Annotated in this window: 22 protein-coding genes and 2 pseudogenes; 18 read left to right on the forward strand and 6 right to left on the reverse strand. The window is 67.3% G+C overall.

Annotation, left to right across the window (positions count from 1 at the left end):
* Positions 1–201 precede the first annotated feature (201 nt).
* From LBW94_RS40285 to LBW94_RS40300, 4 genes and pseudogenes are all read left to right on the forward strand, one after another.
* On the forward strand, positions 202–522 hold the full coding sequence (locus tag LBW94_RS40285) for a hypothetical protein (RefSeq protein ID WP_225060645.1): 321 nt from the start codon (positions 202–204) through the stop codon (positions 520–522).
* Positions 523–712: 190 nt separating this feature from the next.
* A pseudogene (locus LBW94_RS40290) lies at positions 713–949 on the forward strand (IS701 family transposase); the annotation flags it as partial.
* 242 nt (positions 950–1191) lie between these two features.
* A complete protein-coding gene (locus LBW94_RS40295; protein ID WP_225060723.1) occupies positions 1192–2370 on the forward strand; it encodes an IS701 family transposase in 1179 nt (392 codons plus the stop codon).
* 170 nt (positions 2371–2540) lie between these two features.
* The gene (locus LBW94_RS40300; protein ID WP_266273290.1) at positions 2541–3056 is read left to right on the forward strand and encodes an SDR family oxidoreductase; all 516 of its coding nucleotides are present in this window, start codon (positions 2541–2543) and stop codon (positions 3054–3056) included.
* Positions 3057–3139: 83 nt separating this feature from the next.
* Here LBW94_RS40300 and LBW94_RS40305 read toward each other — a convergent pair whose 3' ends face one another.
* Complete coding sequence (locus LBW94_RS40305) at positions 3140–4132, reverse strand: LLM class flavin-dependent oxidoreductase (RefSeq protein WP_225062775.1); 993 nt, start codon at positions 4130–4132, stop codon at positions 3140–3142.
* Positions 4129–4710: a nuclear transport factor 2 family protein gene (locus tag LBW94_RS40310; RefSeq protein WP_225062776.1), complete on the reverse strand. Its 582-nt coding sequence runs from the start codon at positions 4708–4710 to the stop codon at positions 4129–4131. The genes LBW94_RS40305 and LBW94_RS40310 overlap by 4 nt, the downstream gene beginning before the upstream one ends.
* A 100-nt stretch (positions 4711–4810) precedes the next feature.
* Here LBW94_RS40310 and LBW94_RS40320 point away from each other — a divergent pair, with 100 nt between their 5' ends.
* A complete protein-coding gene (locus LBW94_RS40320) occupies positions 4811–5233 on the forward strand; it encodes an FAD-binding protein (protein ID WP_225062631.1) in 423 nt (140 codons plus the stop codon).
* A gap of 269 nt (positions 5234–5502) precedes the next feature.
* Positions 5503–6096 (forward strand): 3,4-dihydroxy-2-butanone-4-phosphate synthase, encoded by a 594-nt coding sequence (locus tag LBW94_RS40325; protein WP_225062632.1) that lies wholly within the window; start codon positions 5503–5505, stop codon positions 6094–6096.
* A 110-nt stretch (positions 6097–6206) separates the two neighbouring features.
* Here the strand turns inward: LBW94_RS40325 and LBW94_RS40330 are convergent, their stop codons facing one another.
* On the reverse strand, positions 6207–6956 hold the full coding sequence (locus LBW94_RS40330) for a class I SAM-dependent methyltransferase (protein ID WP_225062633.1): 750 nt from the start codon (positions 6954–6956) through the stop codon (positions 6207–6209).
* On the opposite strand from LBW94_RS40330, the gene LBW94_RS40335 reads away from it, so the two are divergent.
* Positions 6901–7731 carry a helix-turn-helix transcriptional regulator gene (locus LBW94_RS40335; RefSeq protein ID WP_225062634.1) on the forward strand — a complete coding sequence of 277 codons (831 nt, stop codon included), beginning with the start codon at positions 6901–6903 and terminating at the stop codon, positions 7729–7731. The genes LBW94_RS40330 and LBW94_RS40335 overlap by 56 nt on opposite strands.
* 106 nt (positions 7732–7837) lie before the next feature.
* Here the strand turns inward: LBW94_RS40335 and LBW94_RS40340 are convergent, their stop codons facing one another.
* Entirely contained in the window at positions 7838–8965 is a 1128-nt protein-coding gene (locus LBW94_RS40340) for a nitronate monooxygenase (protein ID WP_225062635.1), read from the reverse strand.
* A 133-nt stretch (positions 8966–9098) separates the two neighbouring features.
* Between LBW94_RS40340 and LBW94_RS40345 the strand changes: the two genes are divergently transcribed.
* Complete coding sequence (locus LBW94_RS40345; protein ID WP_225062636.1) at positions 9099–9734, forward strand: TetR/AcrR family transcriptional regulator; 636 nt, start codon at positions 9099–9101, stop codon at positions 9732–9734.
* 26 nt (positions 9735–9760) lie between these two features.
* Here the strand turns inward: LBW94_RS40345 and LBW94_RS40350 are convergent, their stop codons facing one another.
* The gene (locus LBW94_RS40350) at positions 9761–10393 is read right to left on the reverse strand and encodes a TetR/AcrR family transcriptional regulator (protein WP_225062637.1); all 633 of its coding nucleotides are present in this window, start codon (positions 10391–10393) and stop codon (positions 9761–9763) included.
* 252 nt (positions 10394–10645) lie between these two features.
* Between LBW94_RS40350 and LBW94_RS40355 the strand changes: the two genes are divergently transcribed.
* From LBW94_RS40355 to LBW94_RS40385, 9 genes and pseudogenes are all read left to right on the forward strand, one after another.
* Complete coding sequence (locus tag LBW94_RS40355; protein WP_225062638.1) at positions 10646–12784, forward strand: acetate--CoA ligase family protein; 2139 nt, start codon at positions 10646–10648, stop codon at positions 12782–12784.
* A gap of 5 nt (positions 12785–12789) precedes the next feature.
* Positions 12790–15159, forward strand: coding sequence for an acetyl-CoA acetyltransferase (locus LBW94_RS40360; protein ID WP_225062639.1), 2370 nt, complete (start codon positions 12790–12792; stop codon positions 15157–15159).
* 10 nt (positions 15160–15169) lie between these two features.
* Positions 15170–15280 carry an alpha/beta fold hydrolase gene (locus tag LBW94_RS44655; RefSeq protein WP_416277050.1) on the forward strand — a complete coding sequence of 37 codons (111 nt, stop codon included), beginning with the start codon at positions 15170–15172 and terminating at the stop codon, positions 15278–15280.
* Between the two features lie 30 nt (positions 15281–15310).
* Positions 15311–15592: pseudogene (locus tag LBW94_RS44660) on the forward strand (alpha/beta fold hydrolase); the annotation flags it as partial.
* A gap of 133 nt (positions 15593–15725) precedes the next feature.
* Positions 15726–15956 carry a hypothetical protein gene (locus LBW94_RS40365; RefSeq protein ID WP_255635356.1) on the forward strand — a complete coding sequence of 77 codons (231 nt, stop codon included), beginning with the start codon at positions 15726–15728 and terminating at the stop codon, positions 15954–15956.
* A gap of 52 nt (positions 15957–16008) precedes the next feature.
* On the forward strand, positions 16009–18135 hold the full coding sequence (locus LBW94_RS40370) for an acyl-CoA dehydrogenase family protein (RefSeq protein ID WP_225062640.1): 2127 nt from the start codon (positions 16009–16011) through the stop codon (positions 18133–18135).
* A 301-nt stretch (positions 18136–18436) separates the two neighbouring features.
* A complete protein-coding gene (locus tag LBW94_RS40375) occupies positions 18437–18814 on the forward strand; it encodes a nuclear transport factor 2 family protein (protein ID WP_225062641.1) in 378 nt (125 codons plus the stop codon).
* A 192-nt stretch (positions 18815–19006) separates the two neighbouring features.
* The gene (locus LBW94_RS40380; RefSeq protein WP_225062642.1) at positions 19007–19240 is read left to right on the forward strand and encodes a hypothetical protein; all 234 of its coding nucleotides are present in this window, start codon (positions 19007–19009) and stop codon (positions 19238–19240) included.
* Between the two features lie 14 nt (positions 19241–19254).
* Positions 19255–19434 (forward strand): hypothetical protein, encoded by a 180-nt coding sequence (locus LBW94_RS40385; protein WP_225062643.1) that lies wholly within the window; start codon positions 19255–19257, stop codon positions 19432–19434.
* Positions 19435–19468: 34 nt separating this feature from the next.
* On the opposite strand, the gene LBW94_RS40390 is transcribed toward LBW94_RS40385, so the two are convergent.
* Complete coding sequence (locus LBW94_RS40390; protein WP_225062644.1) at positions 19469–20119, reverse strand: TetR family transcriptional regulator; 651 nt, start codon at positions 20117–20119, stop codon at positions 19469–19471.
* A gap of 204 nt (positions 20120–20323) precedes the next feature.
* On the opposite strand from LBW94_RS40390, the gene LBW94_RS40395 reads away from it, so the two are divergent.
* Positions 20324–21726, forward strand: a protein-coding gene (locus LBW94_RS40395) for an IS3 family transposase (protein ID WP_416277051.1) whose coding sequence is annotated in 2 segments (ribosomal slippage) — positions 20324–20654 and positions 20654–21726 — 1404 coding nt in all. Because the reading frame shifts where the segments join, the coding sequence is not laid out codon by codon here.
* The last annotated feature ends 177 nt before the right edge of the window (positions 21727–21903 follow it).

The raw sequence follows: 21903 nt of genomic DNA on the forward strand, positions 1-21903 counted from the left end.
AGGTCACCGGCGCGGTGACAGCATCGGGATCGCCCTGGAATGCGGCCGCCTCGACCACGACCGTCCCGGCGGCAGGCTCGAACGCGCTGCCGGTCCAGCGTCGCAGTGGTCGTCGCGTGCACTGAACGGCGACCGCGCCGGCCTGTCCCGGGGCCACTTCGGCGATGGCGCTGTCCCCACCACCGGTCGTAACGCGCAGTCGTGGCGCTCCAGTCCGGTGATGCGGCGGCCTTTTTCGATCAGATAGCGGGCGATCGGTACTCCGGGCCCCCAACCGACGTCGAGGACCGTGGCGTCTTCCGTCGGCAACAGTGCGCGGAATCGACCGAGCCATCGCTGTTCGATGAGGTGATCGCCGCGATCAACCGCCCATGCCTCGGCGTGCCAGTGATACAGCTCGATGACGCGCTCGGCGGCGCATTTGTTTTGTCCCTCGGCGGATTCAGCCTGTCTTTCGGTCGCCGAGTCCGGCCGTGCCGGTCGCAGGTACGGCCGCCGATCAGCGGGACAGGGCGACCGTGACGGAGTCGGCGAGTGCCGACATTCCGGCGGCTGTCGGGTGATAGGGGATTCCCTTGCCCGCCGTCGGGTTCGGCAGTTCGAAACCGGTGAGCCACGGCTGTGGGCCGCAGGGGGTGTGCGCGGGGTCGTCGGTGGCCGCGACAGCGAGTTCGGCGGCGGTCGCGTCGGCCGCCCGGGCGGTGGCGGGGCCTGCTACGGCCCCGCCCGCGCCCGGCTGGTGGATCTGGCCTGGACCGCCGGGACACGCTGGCACATCGAGGAATGCTTCCAGCAGGCCAAGAACGAGGCCGGGCTCGACCACTACCAGGTACGTTCCTGGCGGGCCTGGTACGCCCACATCACCTTGTCCATGCTCGCCCTGGCCTGGCTCGCGGCATCGAAAGCCCTTGCCCCAAAAGGGGACTCGATACCGCCGGTGCGGACATGATCGCGCTCACGCTACCGGAGATCCGACGGCTACTGGTGGCATTCACACTCACCCGGACCCACCCCGCCGACCACACCTGGTCCTGGTCGAGCTGGCGACGACGCCGACAACACCAAGCCCGCTTATCGCACTACAAACGACGAGGCCACCCACTCACCTGAGTGGCGTTGCAGTATTAATACTCCAGCCGCACTTAGTAATATTGTGCGGTAAGCTCTTTCGTTGTGTCGTTCGATGAGGATCTGGCTGTGTGGGTGGCCGGGCTGGATGATCTGTTTGCACGGGTGGCGGGTCGTTTCTATCGCGCGGAGCCGCGGTTGCGGGCGCGGGCGTATGTGCGGGGGTTACTGGCGCCGTTGGCGGGGAAGAACGGCTGGACGCTTGCTGAGGCGGCGGGTGATGTGACGCCGGATGGGATGCAGCGGTTGCTGAACAAGGCGGCGTGGGATGTCGACGGGGTGCGTGACGACGTGCGTGCCTACGCTGTCGAGCACCTCGGTGATCGGGATGGTGTGCTGGTGGTCGACGAGACCGGGTTTCTGAAGAAGGGGGTGAAATCTGCTGGGGTGCAACGGCAGTACTCCGGGACGGCGGGCCGGATCGAGAATTGTCAGTTGGGTGTGTTCTGCGCGTACGCGAGTGTGAAGGGCCGGACGTTGATCGATCGGGAGCTGTATCTGCCGAAGTCCTGGACCGATGACCGCCGGCGCTGCGCGGAGGCGAATGTGCCCGATAACGTGGAGTTCGCCACCAAGGCAACCCTGGCGAAGCAGATGCTGGCCCGGGCGCTGGATGCGGGGGTCCCGGCGCGGTGGGTGACCGCGGACGAAGCCTATGGCGGTGACTACAAGTTCCGGACGTGGCTGGAAGGCCGCCGTATCGGGTATGTGGTGGCCGTGCCGCGCAGTCGGACCATCCCGATCACCGCGGGCAGTACCCGTGCGGATCACCTTGTCGCGCAAGCACCTCCGCAAGCGTGGAAGCGCTTGTCCTGCGGTGCCGGGGCGAAAGGACCGCGACTGTTCGACTGGGCGGTGGCGTCGCTGCCGGTCTACGAGTGGACCACGGCGCCGGGCTGGAGCCGCTGGCTGCTGGCCCGCCGTGCTCTGACCCCGAACAGCAAAGGCGAGCTGGAGATCGCCTACTACATGTGCTGCGCACCCACCGGTACCAGCGACGCCGAGCTGATCCGGGTCGCCGGCACCGGATGGGCCGTCGAGGACTGCTTCCAGACCGCGAAAACCGAGGTCGGCCTCGACCAGTACCAGGTCCGCCGCTACGACGCCTGGTACCGGCACATCACCCTCGCGATGCTCGCCCACACCTACCTCGCCGTCACCGCCGCCATCTCCCCAAAAGCGTTGGCAGCGGCCTCATCTCGCTCACCCTCGGAGAAATCCGGCGTCTCCTGGCACACGTGACCGCACCCACACCCGACCTCACCACCGGCTGGCGGTGGTCACTCTGGCGACGCCGCCACCAATACCCTGCAAGAAAAGCCCACTACCAGCGGAGACACTCCTTATATAACTAAGTGCGGCTGGAGTATTAACCGCATTGGGTCAAACCAGCCCACGGTAGCGTCGCCACCGTGACCGTGCGCGAACGACGCTACCTGTGGTACGGCGAGTTCGGCTCCCAGCCGGTGCGGGTCCTGATCGTGCACGAACCCCGCCGCCCCGCTCTGGCGCTATTGTCCACCGACACCACCACTGCAGTAGCCGAACTCATCGCCCGGTATTCCGCCCGCTGGCCGATCGAGGTCGCGTTCTTCGACGCCAAACACGTCACCTGCGCCGGCGAGGCCCGCAACCGCACCCGATTGGCGGTGGAGCGCACCGTCCCATTCGGGATGCTCACCCAGATCCCGGTAATCCTCTGGTACCACCTGGCCGGGCACTCACCTGCGGTCGTCGCCGAGCACCGCACCCGGGCCCGCTGGTACACCACCAAAACCCATCCCAGCTACCCCGACATGCTCACCAAACTACGCGAAATCGCTTCTGTCGTAGCCCTTCTCGCCTCCGGGGCGACCAGCTGCATTACCGGACAGGTGGTCGTGGTCGACGGTGGCGCCGGCGTTGGCCGCGTACTCCATGATCTGTGATCGCTCAGCCCGCGTCGTAGGTGTTGTCGCTCGATGAGCGGGAACGCCACCGAGATTGCGTTCGGGAGCGGCGGACCGGATGCTCAGCGCAGTAGCGGCGCCAGCCTCGTGCATACGACCCGAACGTGTTCCGCGACCATCGCCTCGGGCATGCCGCCCACCGACCCCCAGAGATAGACCGTGGAAACGGGGGCATTCTTCACGAGTTCTCGTATGCGCTCGGCAATCGTCTCCGGCGTGCCGAACCAGAAGTAGGACAACGGGTTACCGGAATCGCGCGATACGAGTTTCTCTGGTTCGACCGGACGGGGTGCCGGTGCATCGGTGCCTTCGACCATGTGCCGACGGTAGGAGTCGACCTGGTAGCCGATGTACGGTGCCACCAACGGCCAGTCGCGCTCGGGATCTTCGGTGACCCAGGCCTGGACACCACCGCCCATTCGTGCCACGGCAGGATCGTGGCCGCCTGCTACCAGGCCGTCTCGGTAGGCGGGCCAACTGTCTGCGTTCGGGGTGAGCAGGGGCGCGCCGAGGAGGCCGGCGCGTCGAGCTCCTTGCGGGCCGTGATAGCCGAGCCACACTGGAATCGGTTGCTGCACAGGCTGAGGCGTCACGCCGCCCGCAGCCCACAACCGGCGTAGCTGCCGGACCATGTCGTCGGTCCTGCTGTAGCGCCGGCGATCCGAGGCACCGTAGAGCTCGTACTCCGGCTTGCGGTACCCGGTGCCGATGCCGAGATCCAGCCGCCCCGCGGAAATCAGGTCGACCAGGGCAGCCTGCTCGGCGACCTCCACGGGTGAATGCAGTGGTGCGATCAGGATTGCAGTGCCGAGACGTGCGCGCTCGGTGCGCGCGGCCGCCGCGGCGGCGAAGGTCAGGGGTTGGGTCAGGTAGCCGTCGTCGAAGAGATGATGCTCGGAAAACCACAGAGATCCCGCACCGAGACGATCCGCTTCGGCACACATGTCCAGAGTGAAGCCGTGCAGACGGGAAGCGGAGCCCTCCCGATGCGGCGGGTTGCGCAGGTCGAAGTAGAGACCGATCTCGAGCCCCGACGTCGGTGTCTTCGCGGTCACCGGGCACCACCGGCAGTGGGCTTCGCGGTCGGAGCAAGGACATCCGGCGACCAGAACGCTGCCCAGGAAGCCTCTCGGGCCGGCAGCGCGGGTGCAGGCCCCACCTGCCAGCTGTCGAATTCGGCCTCCTGTGGTCGTTCGAGCAGATCGGCTGCGTACCAATGATTCTCGATCCGCCTGTCGAACAACCACTCGCCGTCGACTCGGCGGTAGCGATCGTCGTATCGGATCGCCATTACGACCCAGCGATCGTTCACCTCGTGCTCGGCGCGGCAGTAGACCTGCCCGCTGGCGGTGTCCGGGCCGTCGTCGTCCAGATCCGGGCCCAGCTCGATTCGATGCCCGCAGATCAGATGGATCGAGCGGTAGAACCATCGCAACTGCGGTTCGATCTGATCGCGTAGCGCTTCGCGGCCGGATCCGTGTCGGCCGAGGCGGACATCGGGAACGAACAGCGACAGCCAGGTGTCGATGTCCCGCTGGTCGACGGCGAGGGCGTAGCGGATCGGCAGCTGACCGATCTCGAACCGGGCCTCCGCTCGCGCGAGTCGATTCGCCAGAGTCGTTGTGCTCGTCATTCGCCTCCCGTCAGCATCAGTGTGTCACCGGTGAGATAGGTCAGATCGTCGCTCATCAAGGCGACCACGGCGCGCCCGATATCGGTCTCGGGGTCGCCACGTGACAGTCGGCACCATCACCGAGCTGGCCCGCAAGTGCGGGATCGACGCTTTCGAGCTTGACGCGACCATCGCCGACTACAACCGGCGCATCGTCGACGGTGTGGACGACGCGGCCCTGAAGGCCGACGGCTACCGCAAGCCGATCACCAGCGGTCCCTTCCTGGCGGTAGATTTCGGGATCGAGAACCAGCGCATGCCGTTCGTACTGGTCAGCCTCGGCGGCGTCGATGTCGACGAGCACTCGCGGCAGGTACTGCGCAACGACGGCTCGGCGATCGACGGCCTCTACGCCGTCGGCCGCACTGCGGTCGGTGTGTGCACCGGGCAGTACGTCAGCGGGCTGTCGCTGGCCGACTTTGTCTTCACCGGACGCCGGGCCGGCCGACACATCACGTCCGGCGATCCGGGAACGCGGCTGTGACACGGTGCGGCGCCGGGAGTGGCGGGCGATCCACCACGATCGAGGCCGAACCCAGGCAGTCGGCGATTCGGGGCCGTACTCGACAGCAGCGCCGAGGGAATCGTCGCCGAAGGTCGCGGAATGCCGGCGTGCGACACCTGTCACGCCTCGGTCGCACCCGCCTGGCTGGAATCGACGGCTTGGAATTCGAACTGCGCGCATCGCACTACTGATCGGCTGAGATCCACAGCAGCGCTGAATAATTCACCTTTTCTCACCCTGGAGTCGTCATGTCCGTACCCACGGCGGAAGCCCTACCGCTCGACGGTGATCATCTCGGTCGTGCCCGCACCGACCTCGCCGCGGGCCGGATGATCCTGCCGATCGATTCCCGTTCTGACACCGGACATCTGGTGCTGTGCGCCGAGTACGCCACAACCGCCGTGCTGGCCTTCCTGATCAGGCCCGGCTCCGGATTGATCGAGGTGGCGCTCGGCGACGCCGACCGCACCGGGCTCTGCCTGCCCGCGATGTGGAATCTCCCCGGCGCCAACAGTTTCGCGGGGGACTACACGGTCACCGTCGATGTCGTCGAGGGCGTGGGCACGGGGATCTCCGCGGCGGATCGGGCGCGTACCGTCCGTGCCCTCGCCGACCCGCGCAGTGAGCCCGCGGATTTCACGCGGCCGCGCCATGTGTCACCGGTGCGCGCGCACGGCGCCGGCACCGTGTGCACGCTCCTGCGCCTGGCGGAGGTCCGTCCGATCGGTGTGGTGACCGCGCTGGTCTCGCTGGCGGACTCCTCCACTATGGCGGGGGCGGCCGAGTGCCGTGAGTTCGCAGTCGACCACGGTCTCGCCGTGGTCGACCGCGGTCCCGACTGATCGTGTTGGCACGTCCGGATCGAGGTCCTCGTCGATCGTCAGCCGACGCCGAGATCTCGCCCCGGCCGCTTATCAGCGCTCGGGATATGCGACGCCGGAGAACAGCCGTTTCAGTGTCTCTTGATCGCCGTGAACCTGAATTGCCCACCGCGGTCGCGGTATCCGTTGCTCAGATCCACGGTGACACCCGTGAATCCCGCTAGTTCCAGGCGGTCGGCCAGGGTTGCCGGATCGACCGGGACGAAGGTATCGCCGGCATGCGCCTCCCGGATGCGTTCGGAGTCGACGGCGTCCACCCCGACGAACACCCCATCGGGCCGCAGCACCCGATGGACCTCGGCGAACAACCGATCCTGGTCCTGGCCGGACGGCATGTGGTGCAACATCGAGAAACAGGTGGCGACCGAGAATCGGTTCGGCGGCAACGGCATTGCCGTACCGTCGCCGTGCACCACGTCGACGTTGGCGGCCGCCGACCGTTCCTTCAGCGCGGCGGCGAGTCCGGCATCGACCTCCACCGCGGTGACCGCCGTCGCGAGTTCCCGGAGCAGATCGGTCGTCAGTCCGGGGCCGGGCCCGATTTCCAGGACATCGCCGTCAAGTCCGGGAACGGTCTTCAGCCACGGCAGCAGGTCGGTGCGAAGTTCGGCGGCCCACATCGGGCTTGCGAGATACAGAAGGTGGCGTTCGTTCATCTCTCTATTGGTATCGTCGACGAGTGTGACGGTCTCTGCGTCAACGGCCGGGAATGTCGCCTTTCCGGCCGCGCCCGCGTTCCGCCGGATCCGTGCGGCGGATTCGACGGTGCGAGCGGGAATCCACCCACCGATCACCACCGACTTCACGTCGAACTGGCACACCCACGATCTGCATCAGATCGAATACGCAGTACGGGGAACTGTGCAGGTCGAGACCCCGGTCGCTCGTTACGTCGTGTCGCCACAGCAGGCGATATGGATTCCGGCCGGTTCGGTGCACCGGACGACATTGCGCCGAGTTCGCTCGTTGTCGGTATTCCTCGACCCCGCTATGCTCACCGGGCTCGGCGACCGAATCCGAATTCTCACCGTCGAACCGGTCCTGCGCGAAATGCTCCTCTACGCGGTGCGTTGGCCGATCGACCGCACCGGCGACGATTCGGTGGCGGAGCGCTGCTTCGACGCCGTGGCCGCTCTGATCGTGCAGTCGCTGACCGACGACTCGCTCTCTCGATTGCCTGCCGTGACCGACGACGTGGTCGCGGCGGCGATGCATTACACCGACGACCATCTGGCGACCGTCACCCTGCGCGACGTCTGCTCGGCGGTCGCGGTTTCCGAACGAACCCTCCGCCGCCGCTTCGCCGAAGCGACCGGCCGGAGCTGGCGAGAATACCTGGCGCGCAGCAGAATGTTGCACGCGATGGCCCTCCTGAGCGAATCCGGGACCAGTGTCATCACCGTCGCGACTGCGGTCGGCTTCGACAATGCCAGCGCTTTCGCCCGAGCATTCACCGAGTACACCGGTCAGACGCCCACCGCGTACCGGAAACAGATCGCGAATCGGCCTGAACTCGACCGGCCGCCGGCCCAGCGGCAGCGGTCACGTGGTGACATTGGTGGATCCGGGATATCGAGCTCACGAGTCGGGACCTGATCCATCCGACGTGAGGGTCATCGAGCCGCCGAACGCTGTGGGACGCAACTCGGCACTCGTCACCTTTGGCTTGGCTACCCGCCGGGACTGCCGGCGGGGGACGTCCTCAGTCGTCGACGGAGCCGGCGAGGCGTTCGGTGGCTTCGATGTAGTCCTGGGCGAAGTCGAGGACTACCTCGCGGGCGGGTTTGACCTTGTTCATCAGGCCGACGCCCTGGCCGACCCAGTAGGTGGCCAATTCCTGGGCGCCCGGGTCGCCCTTCTCGGCGAGCCGGTCGATGCGGCGCAGGCTGGGCTCGCTGATGATCGACTGCATGGGCATCGGCAGGGGCTCGGGGCTGTCGGGGCGGGCCCAGGCGTCGGTCCAGGCGGATTTCAGTTGGCGGGACGGTTTTCCGGTGCGTCCGGCGGAGCGAACGGTGTCGCGGGAGGTGGCGGCGATCATCTTCTCCACCGTGTAGGGGGCGGTTTCGGCTTCGGGGGTGGTGAGCCACACCGAGCCGGTCCAGGCTCCCGCGGCGCCGAGGGCGACAGCCGCGGCCATCTGGCGGCCGGTGACGATGCCGCCGGCGGCCAGTACCGGGACCTCGCGCACGGATTTGATCGCCTCGACGACCTCCGGGATGAGGACCATGGTGGTGACCTCGCCGCAGTGACCGCCCGCCTCGGTGCCCTGGGCGACCAGGATGTCCACGCCGGCGCGGACCTGGCGCAGAGCGTGTTCCTTGGCGCCGACCAGGGCGGCGACGGGGATACCGGCCTGCTTGGCGCGGTCGATCATGTACTGCGGAGGCACGCCGAGCGCGTTGGCGATCAGCTTGATGGGATGGCGCAGTGCGACCTCGAGCAGCTGCTCGCCTTCGTCTTCCTGGTTGGCGCGGAACTCCATACGCACCACGTCTTCTCGTGCGGCCTCGATGCCGTGTTCGGCGAGCACCCCCGTGACGAAGTCGGTGTGAACGGTGGGGACGCGGCCGGCCAGATCGGCCATCCCGAGATGCTGTCCCTTGCCCTCGAATTTCTCGGGCACCACGATGTCGGCGCCGTAGGGCTTGCCCTGGACGTGCTCGTCGATCCAGGTGAGCTCCTCCTCGAGTTGTTCGGGGGTGTGCGAGGACGCGCCCAGCACGCCGAACCCGCCGGCGTTGGTGACAGCGGCGACGACGTCGCGGCAGTGGCTGAAGGCCAGTAGTGGGATCTCGATGCCGAGCAGGTCGCAGATCGGGGTCTTCATTGATCCTCCTGAGTGGATTTTGCCGGATCGAAACGATAATTACGATACGTTTATCGTCTCGATAACTTCGTTCACCATGCTAACGAGACGATGATCGTTCCGCAATCATCGATGGCGAGTAGGCTCGGATTTCGTGAAGGCCGCACCCGACATCACGTCGCCCGCCACCGCCTCCGGCCCAGGCCGGCCGCGCGATCCCGGCGTCGACCGGCGGGTCCTCGAGGCGGCGATCAATATCTACGGGGAACTGGGCTGGCACGGTTTCAGCATCGAAGCGGTCGCCCGCGGGGCGGGTGTCGGAAAGGCGACGATCTATCGGCGCTGGCCGAATCGGACGGATCTGCTGATCGATGCCGTACGTGCCCGGGTGGCCGTGGTCGCGCACGCGGAGGCCGGCGACGTTCGAACCGAACTGCTGGAGCTGACCCGCAATCTGCTGCGCAACTATCTGGCCGACTACGGGCGCTCGACGATGCGGTTGACTCTGGAGGCGCACCTGGTGCCAGGGCTGGAGGAGCACTGGGACGAGGTCCGATCGTCGCAGATCCTCGCGGCTCGGTCGATCGTGCAACGCGCTGTCGATCGTGGTCAACTACCGCCCGAGACGTCGGTGACTCTGCTCCTGGATACGCTCAGCGGTGCGGTGCTGATGCATGCTCAGGCGGTTCCGCCGCAGTTGCGCGCACGGCAGGCGGCTCAGGCCGACGCGTATGCGGGCGAACTGGTCGATTTCGTGCTCGGTGCCGTGCGCGCACGACCCGATGCCTGAGTCGATGGTCGGGCGGGATGTGCCGGTCAGCTGTGGGAGACGGCGGCCCGATCTTCCGCCGCGATCGACCGTGCTCGAAAGGCGTCGAGGAGGAAATCCACGACCTCACGGATGTAGTCCGAGGATGTTCGAGCAGACTTTTCGGCGAGGTGATCCGGGGCGGCTTGCAGATGCATGGTGGTGGAGCCGAGCAGAAGGTCCAGTAGCAGTGTGACCGAGGTGCCCGGGGGGAGTTCGCCGCGCGCGATGGCTCGCCGTACCAGGGAACGAGCCGCGGATACCTGCGCGTCCCGGGCAGCCTTCCATCGTTGTTCGATCGCGGGCACTTGGTGCGCCTCGACGGCCAGCCGTTGCGCCGCACGGCCGGTCGAGCCGAGATGGCGGTCGCGAATCTGCTCGGCCAGTCGCATCAGGTCGGTGCGTACATCGCCGGTGTCGATGTCCTCGATGTGGCCGAGGTGGCTCAGTGCCTCGGCCAGCAGTTCCTCGCCGCTGTGCCAGCGCAGGTACACCGAGGCCTTGCCGGCGCCGGCGTGTTTGGCGACCGCCTCGACCCGGAAGCCGCCCCAGCCGTCGCGGCCGTACACTTCGAGGGCGGCGTCGAGGATCCGGCGATCCACTGCGGGATCGCGCGGTCGCCCGGGTCCACTGGTTGTCATCGCTGTCCTCGTCTCACCGCATCGGTCTGGTCACCGTTGCCATCACGCAAAAGCCGAGCATAGTTCACCTGCAGCAGGACAAACGCTCGAGTTCGGCGCCGCGTTCGACAGATGAAGGAAGCCCTTGCTGAACGGTTTTGTTCAGTATAGCCTGGCATCGTAATACCTGAACGGCCTAGTTCTTGAACTGTTCCGACTCGGTTCCTGGGCCCCAGCGAATCCTCTTCTGATCACCAAGGAGCGTGCCCGAAGATGAGCACCGAGATCACCCCCGACCGGCTGCGAAGCCTGTTCCGGCCGCGCACGGTGGCGCTGGTGGGAGCGTCGGACAAGTCGATGTTCTCCGTCACCGCATACGGCAATCTGGTCGACTTCGGGTTCGCCGACCGCACCTTCCTGGTCAACCGCCGCGGCGTGACCGTGCACGGCCGGCCCTCGGTGCGCACCTGCTCCGAGATCGGCGAACCGGTGGATGTCGCCTTCATGCAGGTTCCCCAGGCCGGCACCCTCGACGCCCTGAGCGACGCCGCCGCCGCGGGCATCCGAAACGCGGTCATCCTGTCGTCGGGTTACGGCGAGGCCGGCGCGGAAGGTAAACGCGCGCAACAGGAATTGGTCGACCACGCCCGTTCGCTGGACATGCTGGTGCTCGGCCCGAACCATCTCGGCTTCGCCAACTTCGTCGACCAGGTCCCGGTGACACCGGTGCCGGGGCTGCCCCACCACGCCGGAGCGGTCGCGTTGCTGTCGCAGTCCGGGGCGAGTTCGTCAGCGATGGTCGACTTCGCCACCATGGCCGACGCCGACCTGTCCTACATGGTCACCCTCGGCAACGAAGCCATGATCACCGCCGGGCACGTGCTGGACTTCCTCGTCGACGACGATGCCACCAAGGCGATCGCGATCTTCATGGAAACCATCCGCGAACCCCGGGTCTTCGCCGCCGCCGCCCGTCGCGCGGCCGCCGCGGGCAAGGCCATTGTTGTCCTGAAGGCGGGTAGCAGCGCGTTGTCCGCGCGCACCGCCGCCGCGCACACCGGCGCACTGGTCGGCGACGACAAGACCGTGGACACCGTGTTCAGGGAACTCGGGGTGATCCGGGTCGATTCGATCGAGGACATGATGATCACCGCCAGTGCCGCCGCGGCGCTGGGCCGCCTCGACGCACCCGGTATCGGCTGGGTGTCGATCTCCGGCGGCGCCTGCGACATCGTCGCCGACCGCGCCGAGGACCTCGGCGCCGAACTCCCTGAATTCGCGCCGCGGACCCGGGAACGGTTGCGTGCTGTCATGCCCGATTACGGGACGGTGCAGAATCCGCTGGATGTCACCGGCGCCGCGATCATCGACCCGACGCTGTTCACCAAGGCGATCGAGGCCGTCGCCGACGATCCCGGGGTGGGAGTGGTGGCGGTGATCTCCGGTGCCCCGTGGCAATCCACGGGTGGGCCGAATCAGAGCCAGCCGCTGTTGAACGCCATCGGCGGTGCGAATGCCTCCACGCCGGTCACCCTGGTGAACCAGGTGCTCCAGCCCATCACCGACTACACGAAATCCGTTCTGGCCGAAGCGAAGATCGCCCATCTCATTCCGGGCCTGCGGCAGTCGGTGGTCGCGCTGCGCAATCTCGCTTGGTGGTCGGGCACCATCGGTGGCGTCACCGCGGTCCCGGAGGCCGCCGACCCGGTGACCGTGACCGTCGCCGCGCCCCGCGAGGGCGCGTGGTCGGAGTCGACCGCGCGGGAAGCCCTGTCCCAGGCCGGGATCCCGGTGATCCCCAGCGAGCTGGTCACCGGCGCCGAACAGGCGGTCACGGTCGCCGCCGGACTCGGTGGGCCGGTGGCGCTGAAGATCGCCTCACCGGACATCCTGCACAAGAGCGATATCGGCGGCGTCGCACTGGATGTCGCCGGTGACGACGCGGTCGCCGACGCCTACCGCCGGGTCACCGCCGCCGCGGCCGTCCACGCTCCGGACGCCCGCATCGAAGGCGTGCTGATCTCGCCCATGCGCAGCGGCGGGGTGGAACTGCTCGTCGGCGTCGTGCGCGACCCGCACTGGGGGCCGGTCCTCGCCGTCGCGATCGGTGGCATCTTCGTCGAGGTCCTCGGCGACTCCGCACTCGCCACCCTGCCGGTCACCCCCGATCGCGCGCGCGGACTGCTGGACCGGTTGCGCGGCAAGGCATTACTGCACGGCGTACGCGGCACCGCCGCCGCCGACCTCGATGCGGTCGCCGCGGTGATCGCCCGCGTCGGCGACCTCGCGCTCGCTCTCGGCGACGACCTGGAATCGCTGGAGATCAATCCACTGCGTGTGGACGGCTCGACCGTCGAAGCCCTCGACGCCGTCATCACCTGGGCACCGGCCGGCGCCACGGAAGGAAAGTGAACCTCATGAGCACCATCGATGATCTGGATCCGAACACCCCGGTGCTGATCGGCGTCGGCCAAGCCGCCGAACGCATCGACGACCCGGACTACCGCGGCCTGTCCCCGGTCGAACTGGCCGCCGCAGCCGCCCGCGCCGCTCTCACCGACACCGGTGCCGACCCGGCCGCCGTCGCCGCGCGCATCGACACCGTCGCCGGTGTGCGGCAATTCGAGATCTCCACCCCGGGAGCGCCCGCGCCCCTGGGCAAGTCGGACAACTATCCGCGCTCGGTGGCCGACCGGGTCGACGCGGATCCGGCCCGCGCGATCCTCGAGGTCGGCGGTGGACAATCCTCGCAGCATCTGGTCACCGAACTGGCCCGTGCCATCGCGAACGGAACCTCGCATGCCGCACTGATTTTCGGCTCGGAGGCCATCTCGACTGTCCGGCATCTGGCTGCCGCGGACGAACATCCGGACTTCACCGAGGCCCGTGGCGGGCAATTGGAGGACCGCGGCTACGGGCTGTCGGGCCTGATCAGCCGATACGCGGCCGGTCACGGTCTGACCGGCGCACCGTCCCAGTACGCGCTGTTCGAGAACGCGCGCCGCGCACGGTCGGGCTTGTCCCGCGAGCAGTACCGGCAGAGCATGGGTGAATTATTCGCGCCGTTCAGCAGGGTCGCCGCGAAGAATCCCTATGCCGCCGCGCCGGTGGAGCGCAGCGCCGAAGAACTGGCGACGATCACCGACCGCAATCGGCTGATCGCCGAACCCTACCCGCGGTTCATGGTCGCCCGCGACCAGGTCAACCAGGGCGCGGCGGTGCTGATCACCTCGATCGCAGTCGCTGCGGAACTCGGTGTGCCGCAGGACAAGTGGGTCTTCCTGCACGGTCACGCCGACCTGCGGGAGCAGAACCTGCTCGAGCGGGCCGACCTGGCCGAGGCGCCGGCCCTGGTGCGCGCCGCGCGGCATGCGCTCGAGGTCGCGGGCCTCGGGGTCGAGGACCTGTCGACGATCGACCTGTACAGCTGCTTCCCGATCGCGGTCACCGTCGTCGCCGATGGACTGGGCCTACGCGCCGACGATCCGCGCGGTCTCACCCTCACCGGCGGGCTGCCGTTCTTCGGCGGCGCCGGCAACAACTACTCGATGCACGCCATCGCGGAAACCGTTGCGCACCTGCGCACCACACCCGGCAGCTACGGGTTCGTCGGCGCCAATGGCGGGACACTGAGCAAGTACTCCGCCGCCGTCTACTCCACCGTCCCCACCGCGTGGCGGGAGGATCGCAGCCAACGGTTGCAGGAGGAACTCGACGCGGCGCCGACCGTCGCCGTGGCACAGACCGCGGACGGTCCGGCCACCGTCGAGACCTACACGGTGAACTACGGCCGCAAGGGGCCGACCGGCATCGTCGTCGGCCGCCTCGGCGACGGCCGCCGTTTCGTGGCCACCGTCGCGGCCGGTGATACCGAGTTGCTGGCGGACCTCGCCACCGGTGATCCGATCGGCCGGACCGTCCATGTACGGTCCTTCGGCACCGGTAACCGGGTGACCGTCGACCGGGACCGGATGGATGAGCTGTTCCCCCAGCGTGTTCCGGTGCTGCGCGACACCTACGAGCTCGTGCGGGTCCGCCGCGACGGTCACCTGCTCGAGGTGACCATCAACCGGCCCGAGGCCCGCAACTCGCTGACCCCGCAGGCCAACGAGGAACTCGACGAGATCTTCGACGCCTACTTCGCCGATCCGGACCTGTGGGTGGCGATCCTCACCGGCGCCGGTGACAAGTCCTTCTGTGCCGGAAACGATCTGCGCTACTCGGCCAGCGGCAAACCGATGTGGGTGCCCAAGAACGGCTTCGCCGGACTCACCAGCCGCCGCGACATGACCAAACCGGTCATCGCCGCCGTCAACGGTTTCGCCATGGGCGGTGGCTGCGAGATCGCGCTCGCGTGCCACCTCGTGATCGCCGACGAGACCGCACAATTCGCGCTCAGCGAGGTCCAGGTCGGACTCGTCGCCGGCGCCGGCGGACTCGTGCGGCTACCGCGCGCGATTCCACCGAAGATCGCCACCGAGATGATCCTCACCGGCAAGAAGATCCCCGCCACCGAGGCCCACCGTCTCGGCCTGGTCAACCGGGTCGTCCCCGCCGGTACTGCGGTCGACGGCGCCCGTGCGCTGGCCGCCGAAATCCTGACCGGCTCACCGACATCCGTACGCGCCTCGCTACAGATCATGAACGAGACCGCCCCCTTCACCGATGTCGTCGACGCCGTCGACCATCCGTCCCAGGCGCTGGACGACCTGATGATCAGCGAGGACATGATGGAGGGCCTGCTCGCCTTCGGCGCCAAACGCGCCCCGCAGTGGAAGAACAGGTAGGCAGATTCCTATGCCGTATTTCACACACGACGGCACCGAGCTGTTCTATACCGACCAGGGCGAAGGGCCGGCGATCCTGCTACTGCACGGATGGTCCTGCGACTCGCACGACTGGTCCTAGCAGATCCCCGCACTACAGGCCGAGTACCGGGTGATCGCCCTCGACCATCGAGGGCACGGTCGTTCATCCGCGCCGCACGGTTCCTATCGGCCACAGGTGCTTGCCGACGATGCCGCTGCCCTGCTGGCGGAATTGGGTATCGAGCATGCCGTCGTAGCCGGGCATTCGATGGGGACGGTCGTCGCCTCCGCCCTGGCGGTGCGCCACCCGGAACAGGCGCGCGGACTGATACTCGTCGATCCGGTCTACAGCGCATCCGACGAAAACCTCGCGCCTACCCTCGCGGCCATCGCCGGCCCGAATCCGACGCTGGTCGCCGCAGTGATGTTCCGGCAGGCGTTCTACACCGATCGGACACCGTCTTTCCTGACAACCTGGTATGTTCGCCGACTGCTCGGGGTGCCGGATCATGTCGTCTCGGGTTGCCTGTACGGGCTCTACGACGGTGAGGACGGACTCGGTCGGCCGCGCGACGGTATCGGCACGGTACCTGACCCAGCGCGCCGCGCCGCGGCTCACCGTCCATGCGCAGGCCGCTGCTGCGGCTTTCGAGCGGTCACTTCCGCTGACCGACGCGGACGAGGTCCATCTGTGGGAGGAGGCCGGGCATTTTCTGCACCAGGAACGCTCCATCGAATTCAACACGCTCGCACTCGATTGGCTGCGGCGCCTCTGACGTACGAGGGCGCCGACAGTAACCATCATCGATGCAGACAAGGACAATTACAGTGAACACCCTTTCCGTTTCCGAGCTGGCCGCTTTCAGCGACTCGGTGGACGGTGTCCTCGGCCGCATCTGGCCCGCCGCCACCGCCGCCGAACACGACACCGACCGCACGCTCACCGACCTCTGGACCACCGCCGCCATCCAGGGCTGGACCGCACTCGGCGCGGACGGCGTCCTCGACGCCGCCATCGCCGCCACCGGCCGCCTCGGCCGGGTGGCCTGCCCATTGCCACTGATCGACACCTACATCGCACTCGCACTGTTGCGCGACAACCCGATCGCTGAACACATTTCGGACGCCATCGTCCGGCCGCTGGTCGTCGTGGCCGAGTCCGGCGCGCGCACTGTGCATTATGCCGAGGCCGCCGGGGCCGCCAGCCATGTCCTGGTCCTCGCCGACGGCGACGCCACCCTCCGACCGATCACCGGACGCGCCACCACACCGGGCTTGGCCGCACCCGCCTGGTCCGAACTCACCCTCGGCGACGAGACGACAGCCCTGGTCAGCCCCGGCCCTCAGGCCATCGAAAAGGCCACGGCGACAATCCGGTTGGGTCTGGTGAGCCGAGCTGTCGCGGCCGCGCGGCGCAGCCTCGAGCACAGCATCGAACACGCGAAGAACCGCGTCGCTTTCGGTAAACCGATCGGCAGCTTCCAAGCTGTCTCCCACCGCGCCGCCGACGGCGCCACCGACCTCACCGCCGCTGGACACCTGATCGACCAAGCGGTGGCTGCGGTGCTCGACGACCGGCCCGACGCGATCCTGGCGATCCAACTCGCGACCGCTTTCGCCGGACCCGCCGCCGTCCGAGCGCAATTCGGCGCACAGCACACCCTCGCCGCCCAGGGCTACTTCGAAGAACACGAAGCCCCTTGGCTCTTTCGCCGGGTGAACGCCGACGTCGCCAGGCTCGACTCCTTCCGGCTCGCCGCTGGTGAGGCCTCCGACACACTCATCGAAACCGGCGTCTCGCTACCGGCCTTGGCCCTGGGACCGGACGCTGAAGCGTTCCGCGCCGAGGTCCGCGCCTTCATCGGCAACTTCGACCACGACGTCGCGGTCCAGCATGCCGACGACCGCGGCGCCGAGGACATCGCCGCTGCGGCAAGCGAACGCGGCTATCTCACGATGGCCTGGCCGGCGTCCGCCGGCGGTTCGGGCGCATCGGTGGAGCGGCAGACAGTCTTCGGCGAGGAGTTCGCCTACGCCCGACTCCCCATGCACGGCAAGGCCGCCATCGACCTGCTCGGCACCGCCATCGTCCGCCACGGCACCGAGGAACAGAAACAACGACTGCTGCCGTTGATCGCTCGTGGGGATTTCCCGTTCTACCTAGGCTATTCCGAGCCCGAAACCGGCTCGGACCTTGCTGCGCTGCGAACCCGGGCGGTCCGCGACGGCGACGAGTGGATTGTCAACGGCCGCAAGATGTGGGGCACCGGCGCGCACACTGCCGAATGGGTCTGGCTCGCCGCCCGCACCGACCCCGACGCCAAACCCCCGCATGCAGGCATCACCGTGTTCCTCACCCGAATCGATCGCCCCGGCTTCGAACTCCAATGCCACCGCGCGCTGTCCGGTGAAACCTCCTGCTCCACCTTCTTCGACGACTTCCGGATCCCGGATGCGGACCGGGTCGGCGAGATCAACGGTGGTTGGAAGGTCATCACCACCGCACTTGCGCAGGAGCGGGTCCTGATGGCCAACAGCGCCGCGGAGATCCACCGGCTGCTCGACGACCTGCTCGACGAGGTCCGCAAGGATCCCGCCGGTATCGCCGGGGCTCGCGGATCCGCGCAGCGTGCAACGATTACCGATCTGGCCGCGCGACTGCAGGCCGCACGAGTTCTCGTCAACGCCAGCATCAAAGCGACTTCCGGCGGCGAAGGGGCCCGGTTGGAAGCGCCGAAGGCCAAGATCATCGCGAGCCAGCTTCACGAGGACTTCTGCGAGGCCGCGCTCCGAATATTCGGACCAGCCGCCGCACTCGGGGAAAACCTCCCCGGCGTCCCCGGCCGCGGTGCCTTCGAATACAACCTCCGCTACTCCATCATGCAGGTCGTCGGCGGCGGCACCATCGACATCCAGCGCAACCTCGTCGCCCGGTCACTGGGGTTCCCCAGATGACACGTGCTCGAGCCTGGCGGAATGGGTGAGCTGATGCAGGACAGAAGGATTCGCGAGACCCTCCCGACTCCGTAGAAGCGGGGCAACATCTGCCCCGGACCACGCGGCCACCGGGGAGAACATCGTCGGCGGCGGTGACACCGGGGTTCCGTGGGGTCGGTTGCACGGTACGCTCGCCGAGCCGCTGTTCGACCGCGGCCGGGCCGGTGATCATCTCGACGTGGCCGCGGTCTTCGCGTGTACCTCTTCCGTGACGGTCTGCTCTACCGTGAGCGCGCCCACATCGACCTGGTTTCGCTGCGTGAGCAACTCGCGGCGCCGGTACCAGCGGTTCATCGACGCGTTCACGACCGCTTGGTTGGACCCGACCGGAGCGCGGCTGAGCGCCTTGTTCGCTGACAATGCCGCGATCCGGCATCCCGGGATGGCCGAACCCGTGCTCGGCAGGGACGCGATCGAGCGCTATTTCGACACCGTTGTCGCCGCCCGGCCGGATCTGCGGCTGCGGCCGATCGCCACCGCGACCGCCCACGACACCGTCTTCATCCACTGGCAGGCCAGCGCCGGTGAAACGTCGTGGGAGGGCATCGACCGGTTCCGGCTGCGCGGTGACCACGCCGAATACGGTGTCGCGCATTTCGACTCGGCCACTGTCCGATCCGTGCGGGCGGCGTCGTGAGTGGGGATCGCATCGCCGTCTACGGCGCCACCGGACACACCGGGCGGCTCGTCGCCACCGAACTCGCCCGCCGCAGCCACGAGTTGATCCTCAGCGGCCGCGATACCGACCGATCGGCCGAGGTCGCGGCTACCCCCACCACCAGCGAGGTGATCGGAGCGGACCTCGACAAACCCACTAGCGATAGCGAAGTTGGCCGGTGCCGCGATCAATTGCGCGGGCCCCTACAGCCACACGGGGACCCCGCTGGCCGCGGCGGCTGTCGCCCACGGCGCGCATTACCTCGACCACGCCGCCGAACCCGCCCACACCAAACAGATCTACGATACCCACGCCGACGCCGACGTCGTGGTGATCCCCGGGATGAGTTTCTACGAGGCACTGGCCGATCTGGTCGCCGCGGAAATCGGCGGCGGGTTGACCTGATCAGCCACGCGGGTGTGGATACTTCGGAATTCGATATTCCGGCGTTCGCGGAGGCGATGACCGGCGCGGCGATGATGCACGCGTTGCTCAACCAGGCCACGGTCGGCGACAGCGTCCGCACCGATCGGGCTCGCGAGTCGATGCGAAGTCAGGTCGACCAGGCTCTGGCGATCATCGGACTGCGCCGAAAGTAGTTGTGACACCAGCCGTCGACGCGGGTGTCAACAGCTACTGCTGGGGAAGCGGAGGCGTTGTATTCGACGTGCCGGGCCGGTAGTGCGAAAGTGCCCTTTCTACGATCGCCGGCAGGCGCTGTGCGACGGCCGTCAAATGCCCCTGGCCTGCATCCGTGATGTCCTGGTTCAGCATGGCGAGCATAAATGTCGGGCCGAGGACATCTTCGATCACGGCGCCAGGATCAAGGCTGGGGTAATTCTCCGCTCGGGCGGTTGCCGAAATCCGGTCGCGCAGAACGAGTTGAGCCGGTTCCAGAAGGCGGTGCCTGTAGGCAGCGAACAGTCCGGGAACGGAGTCGGCATCCAGATGGATCCGAAGGTAAGCACGCCCGTTCTCGTGGGTGAATGTATCGAACACCGCGACTGCGAGTTCCAGCAACCAATCACGCAGAGACTGGCCGTCTCGAATGTCCAACATGGGGAAGCCGGCAGCCGACAGTGCCTCCATCAGTAGCTCTTCCCGGGTTTCGAAGCGGCGCCCGACCGCATCGCGTGACGCACCGGCGGCCGCGGCGACAGCCTTCACTGTGAAGCCGGACCAGCCGTGCCCGGCGTAGACGTCGACGGCCGCGCGGAGGATGCGACCGTCGAGTGTGGGATCACGTGGCCGCCCGGGCGCTGGCAGATCGTAGTCGTTGGTCACAGTCCTCCCCTTGTCTCTACCTGCTCCCGATTCATATCACAGGCGCTTGGCGGGAACGGGATGACATTATGTCTACCCCTGCGTGTCAGCCTGAGGTGAGTCCGCTGGTTCACAGCAACTCGGTGTTGTAGGGCGAGAGATGGATCGATCACCACGATGACTACCACCAGTACGACGCGTCGGGGGTCCGGCGAGAATGTCGGGATGGGTAGCAGTGACCCCGCTGCGGGCGGGCGACGGCGGCGGGTGTTCAGCCCGGCGGAGAAGCTGGCGTATTTGGCCGGTTACGAGGCCGCGGCCGGGCAGCCGGGCGGTGGTGCCGCCTATCTGCGGGAACAGGGCTTGTATTCGTCGCTGATCACCGAGTGGCGCCGGCAGCGCGATGCCGGCGTGTTGCAGGGCAAAGCGCCGGGTGAGAAGACCGGCCGTTTGTCGCCGGAGCAGGCGGAGATCGCCCGGTTGAAAGCCGAGCTGGCGAAAGCACAGAAGAAACAGGCGATGACCGACGCCGCGCTGGAGATCATGGGAAAAGCGCACGCGCTCTTGGAAAGTCTATCCTCCGAGAGCGCGGACACCGACGAACCGAAGCGGAAGAAGCGTTGAAGAATGCGTGGAAAGCGTTGTGCGGCACCGGTATCGGGCAGCGGCGGGCGAGCGCGTTGACCGGGCTGGCGCGGGCGACGATGAACCGCCGCCGGACGGTGCCCGCCGGGCCGGTGGTGCGGCGTGCGGCCCCGGGTAACAAGCTCACCGTGCTCGAACGCCACCGGGTGCTGGCCACGCTCAACAGTGACGAGTTCGTGGACCTGGCGCCACTCGAGATCTACGCACGGCTACTCGACCAAGGCGAATACGTGTGTTCGGTGTCGACGATGTACCGGATCCTGGCCGAGAACCAGCAGGTCAAAGACCGGCGCCGGCAAGCCCGCCACGGTAAGAAAGTGTGCCCGGAGCTGGTCGCGACCTCACCGCGGCAGGTGTATTCCTGGGACATCACCAAGCTCGCCGGCCCGGTCAAGGGCCGATACTTCGACGCCTACGTCATGATCGATATTTTCTCCCGTTACATCGTCGGTGTCGTGGTCCACAACAGTGAATCCGGGCAGCTCGCGGCCGAGATGATGCGCACGGTGTTCGGTGTCCACGGCATCCCGGACGTGGTCCATGCCGACCGTGGGACGTCGATGACCAGCAAAACCGTCGCCGCCCTGCTCGACGACCTCGGCGTGACCCGGTCGCACTCACGGCCACGAGTGTCCAACGACAACCCCTACAGCGAATCACTGTTCAAGACAGTGAAATACGGTCCAGAATTCCCGGAACGGTTCGGAACCCTGTCCGAGGCAAGACAATTCATGGAATCGTTCACCCAATGGTACAACCATGAACATTGCCATACCGGCCTGGGCCTGCACACACCCGCCGACGTCCACTACGGACTCGCCGCCGCCAAAGCCGCCGACCGCCGTCGCGTCCTCGACGCCGCCCGCGCCGCCAATCCCGGCCGGTTCGCCACCACCACCCCACCGAAAATCCTGACCCTGCCCGACAGTGTCTGGATCAACCAGCCCACACCCGACAGCGAGGACCAGCAGACAGCAGCCTGAACAAACCCACTGGTCTCATCCGGCTTGACAAATTCCGCTACCGCCTCGTCGCAGACGGAGGGAACTTGCGAAAATTGGGGCTGCCGACACGTCGTGCCGGTAATAACATGTGGTGGCTGGGGTCACACGGAAGTGGCTCCCCGCGACGAAGTGGACCGGTCGAAAACACGGCGTGTC

This window comes from Nocardia sp. alder85J (assembly GCF_020176955.2).
Classification (GTDB): Bacteria; Actinomycetota; Actinomycetes; order Mycobacteriales; family Mycobacteriaceae; genus Nocardia.

Excerpts from the sequence above, each read along its gene's own strand:
- LBW94_RS40310 (WP_225062776.1), bottom strand. The coding sequence starts at position 4,710 with ATGACGAGCACAACGACTCTGGCGAATCGACTCGCGCGAGCGGAGGCC.
- LBW94_RS40325 (WP_225062632.1), top strand. The coding sequence starts at position 5,503 with ATGTCCGTACCCACGGCGGAAGCCCTACCGCTCGACGGTGATCATCTC.
- LBW94_RS40340 (WP_225062635.1), bottom strand. The coding sequence starts at position 8,965 with ATGAAGACCCCGATCTGCGACCTGCTCGGCATCGAGATCCCACTACTG.
- LBW94_RS40350 (WP_225062637.1), bottom strand. The coding sequence starts at position 10,393 with ATGACAACCAGTGGACCCGGGCGACCGCGCGATCCCGCAGTGGATCGC.
- LBW94_RS40355 (WP_225062638.1), top strand. The coding sequence starts at position 10,646 with ATGAGCACCGAGATCACCCCCGACCGGCTGCGAAGCCTGTTCCGGCCG.
- LBW94_RS40360 (WP_225062639.1), top strand. The coding sequence starts at position 12,790 with ATGAGCACCATCGATGATCTGGATCCGAACACCCCGGTGCTGATCGGC.
- LBW94_RS44655 (WP_416277050.1), top strand. The coding sequence starts at position 15,170 with ATGCCGTATTTCACACACGACGGCACCGAGCTGTTCTATACCGACCAG.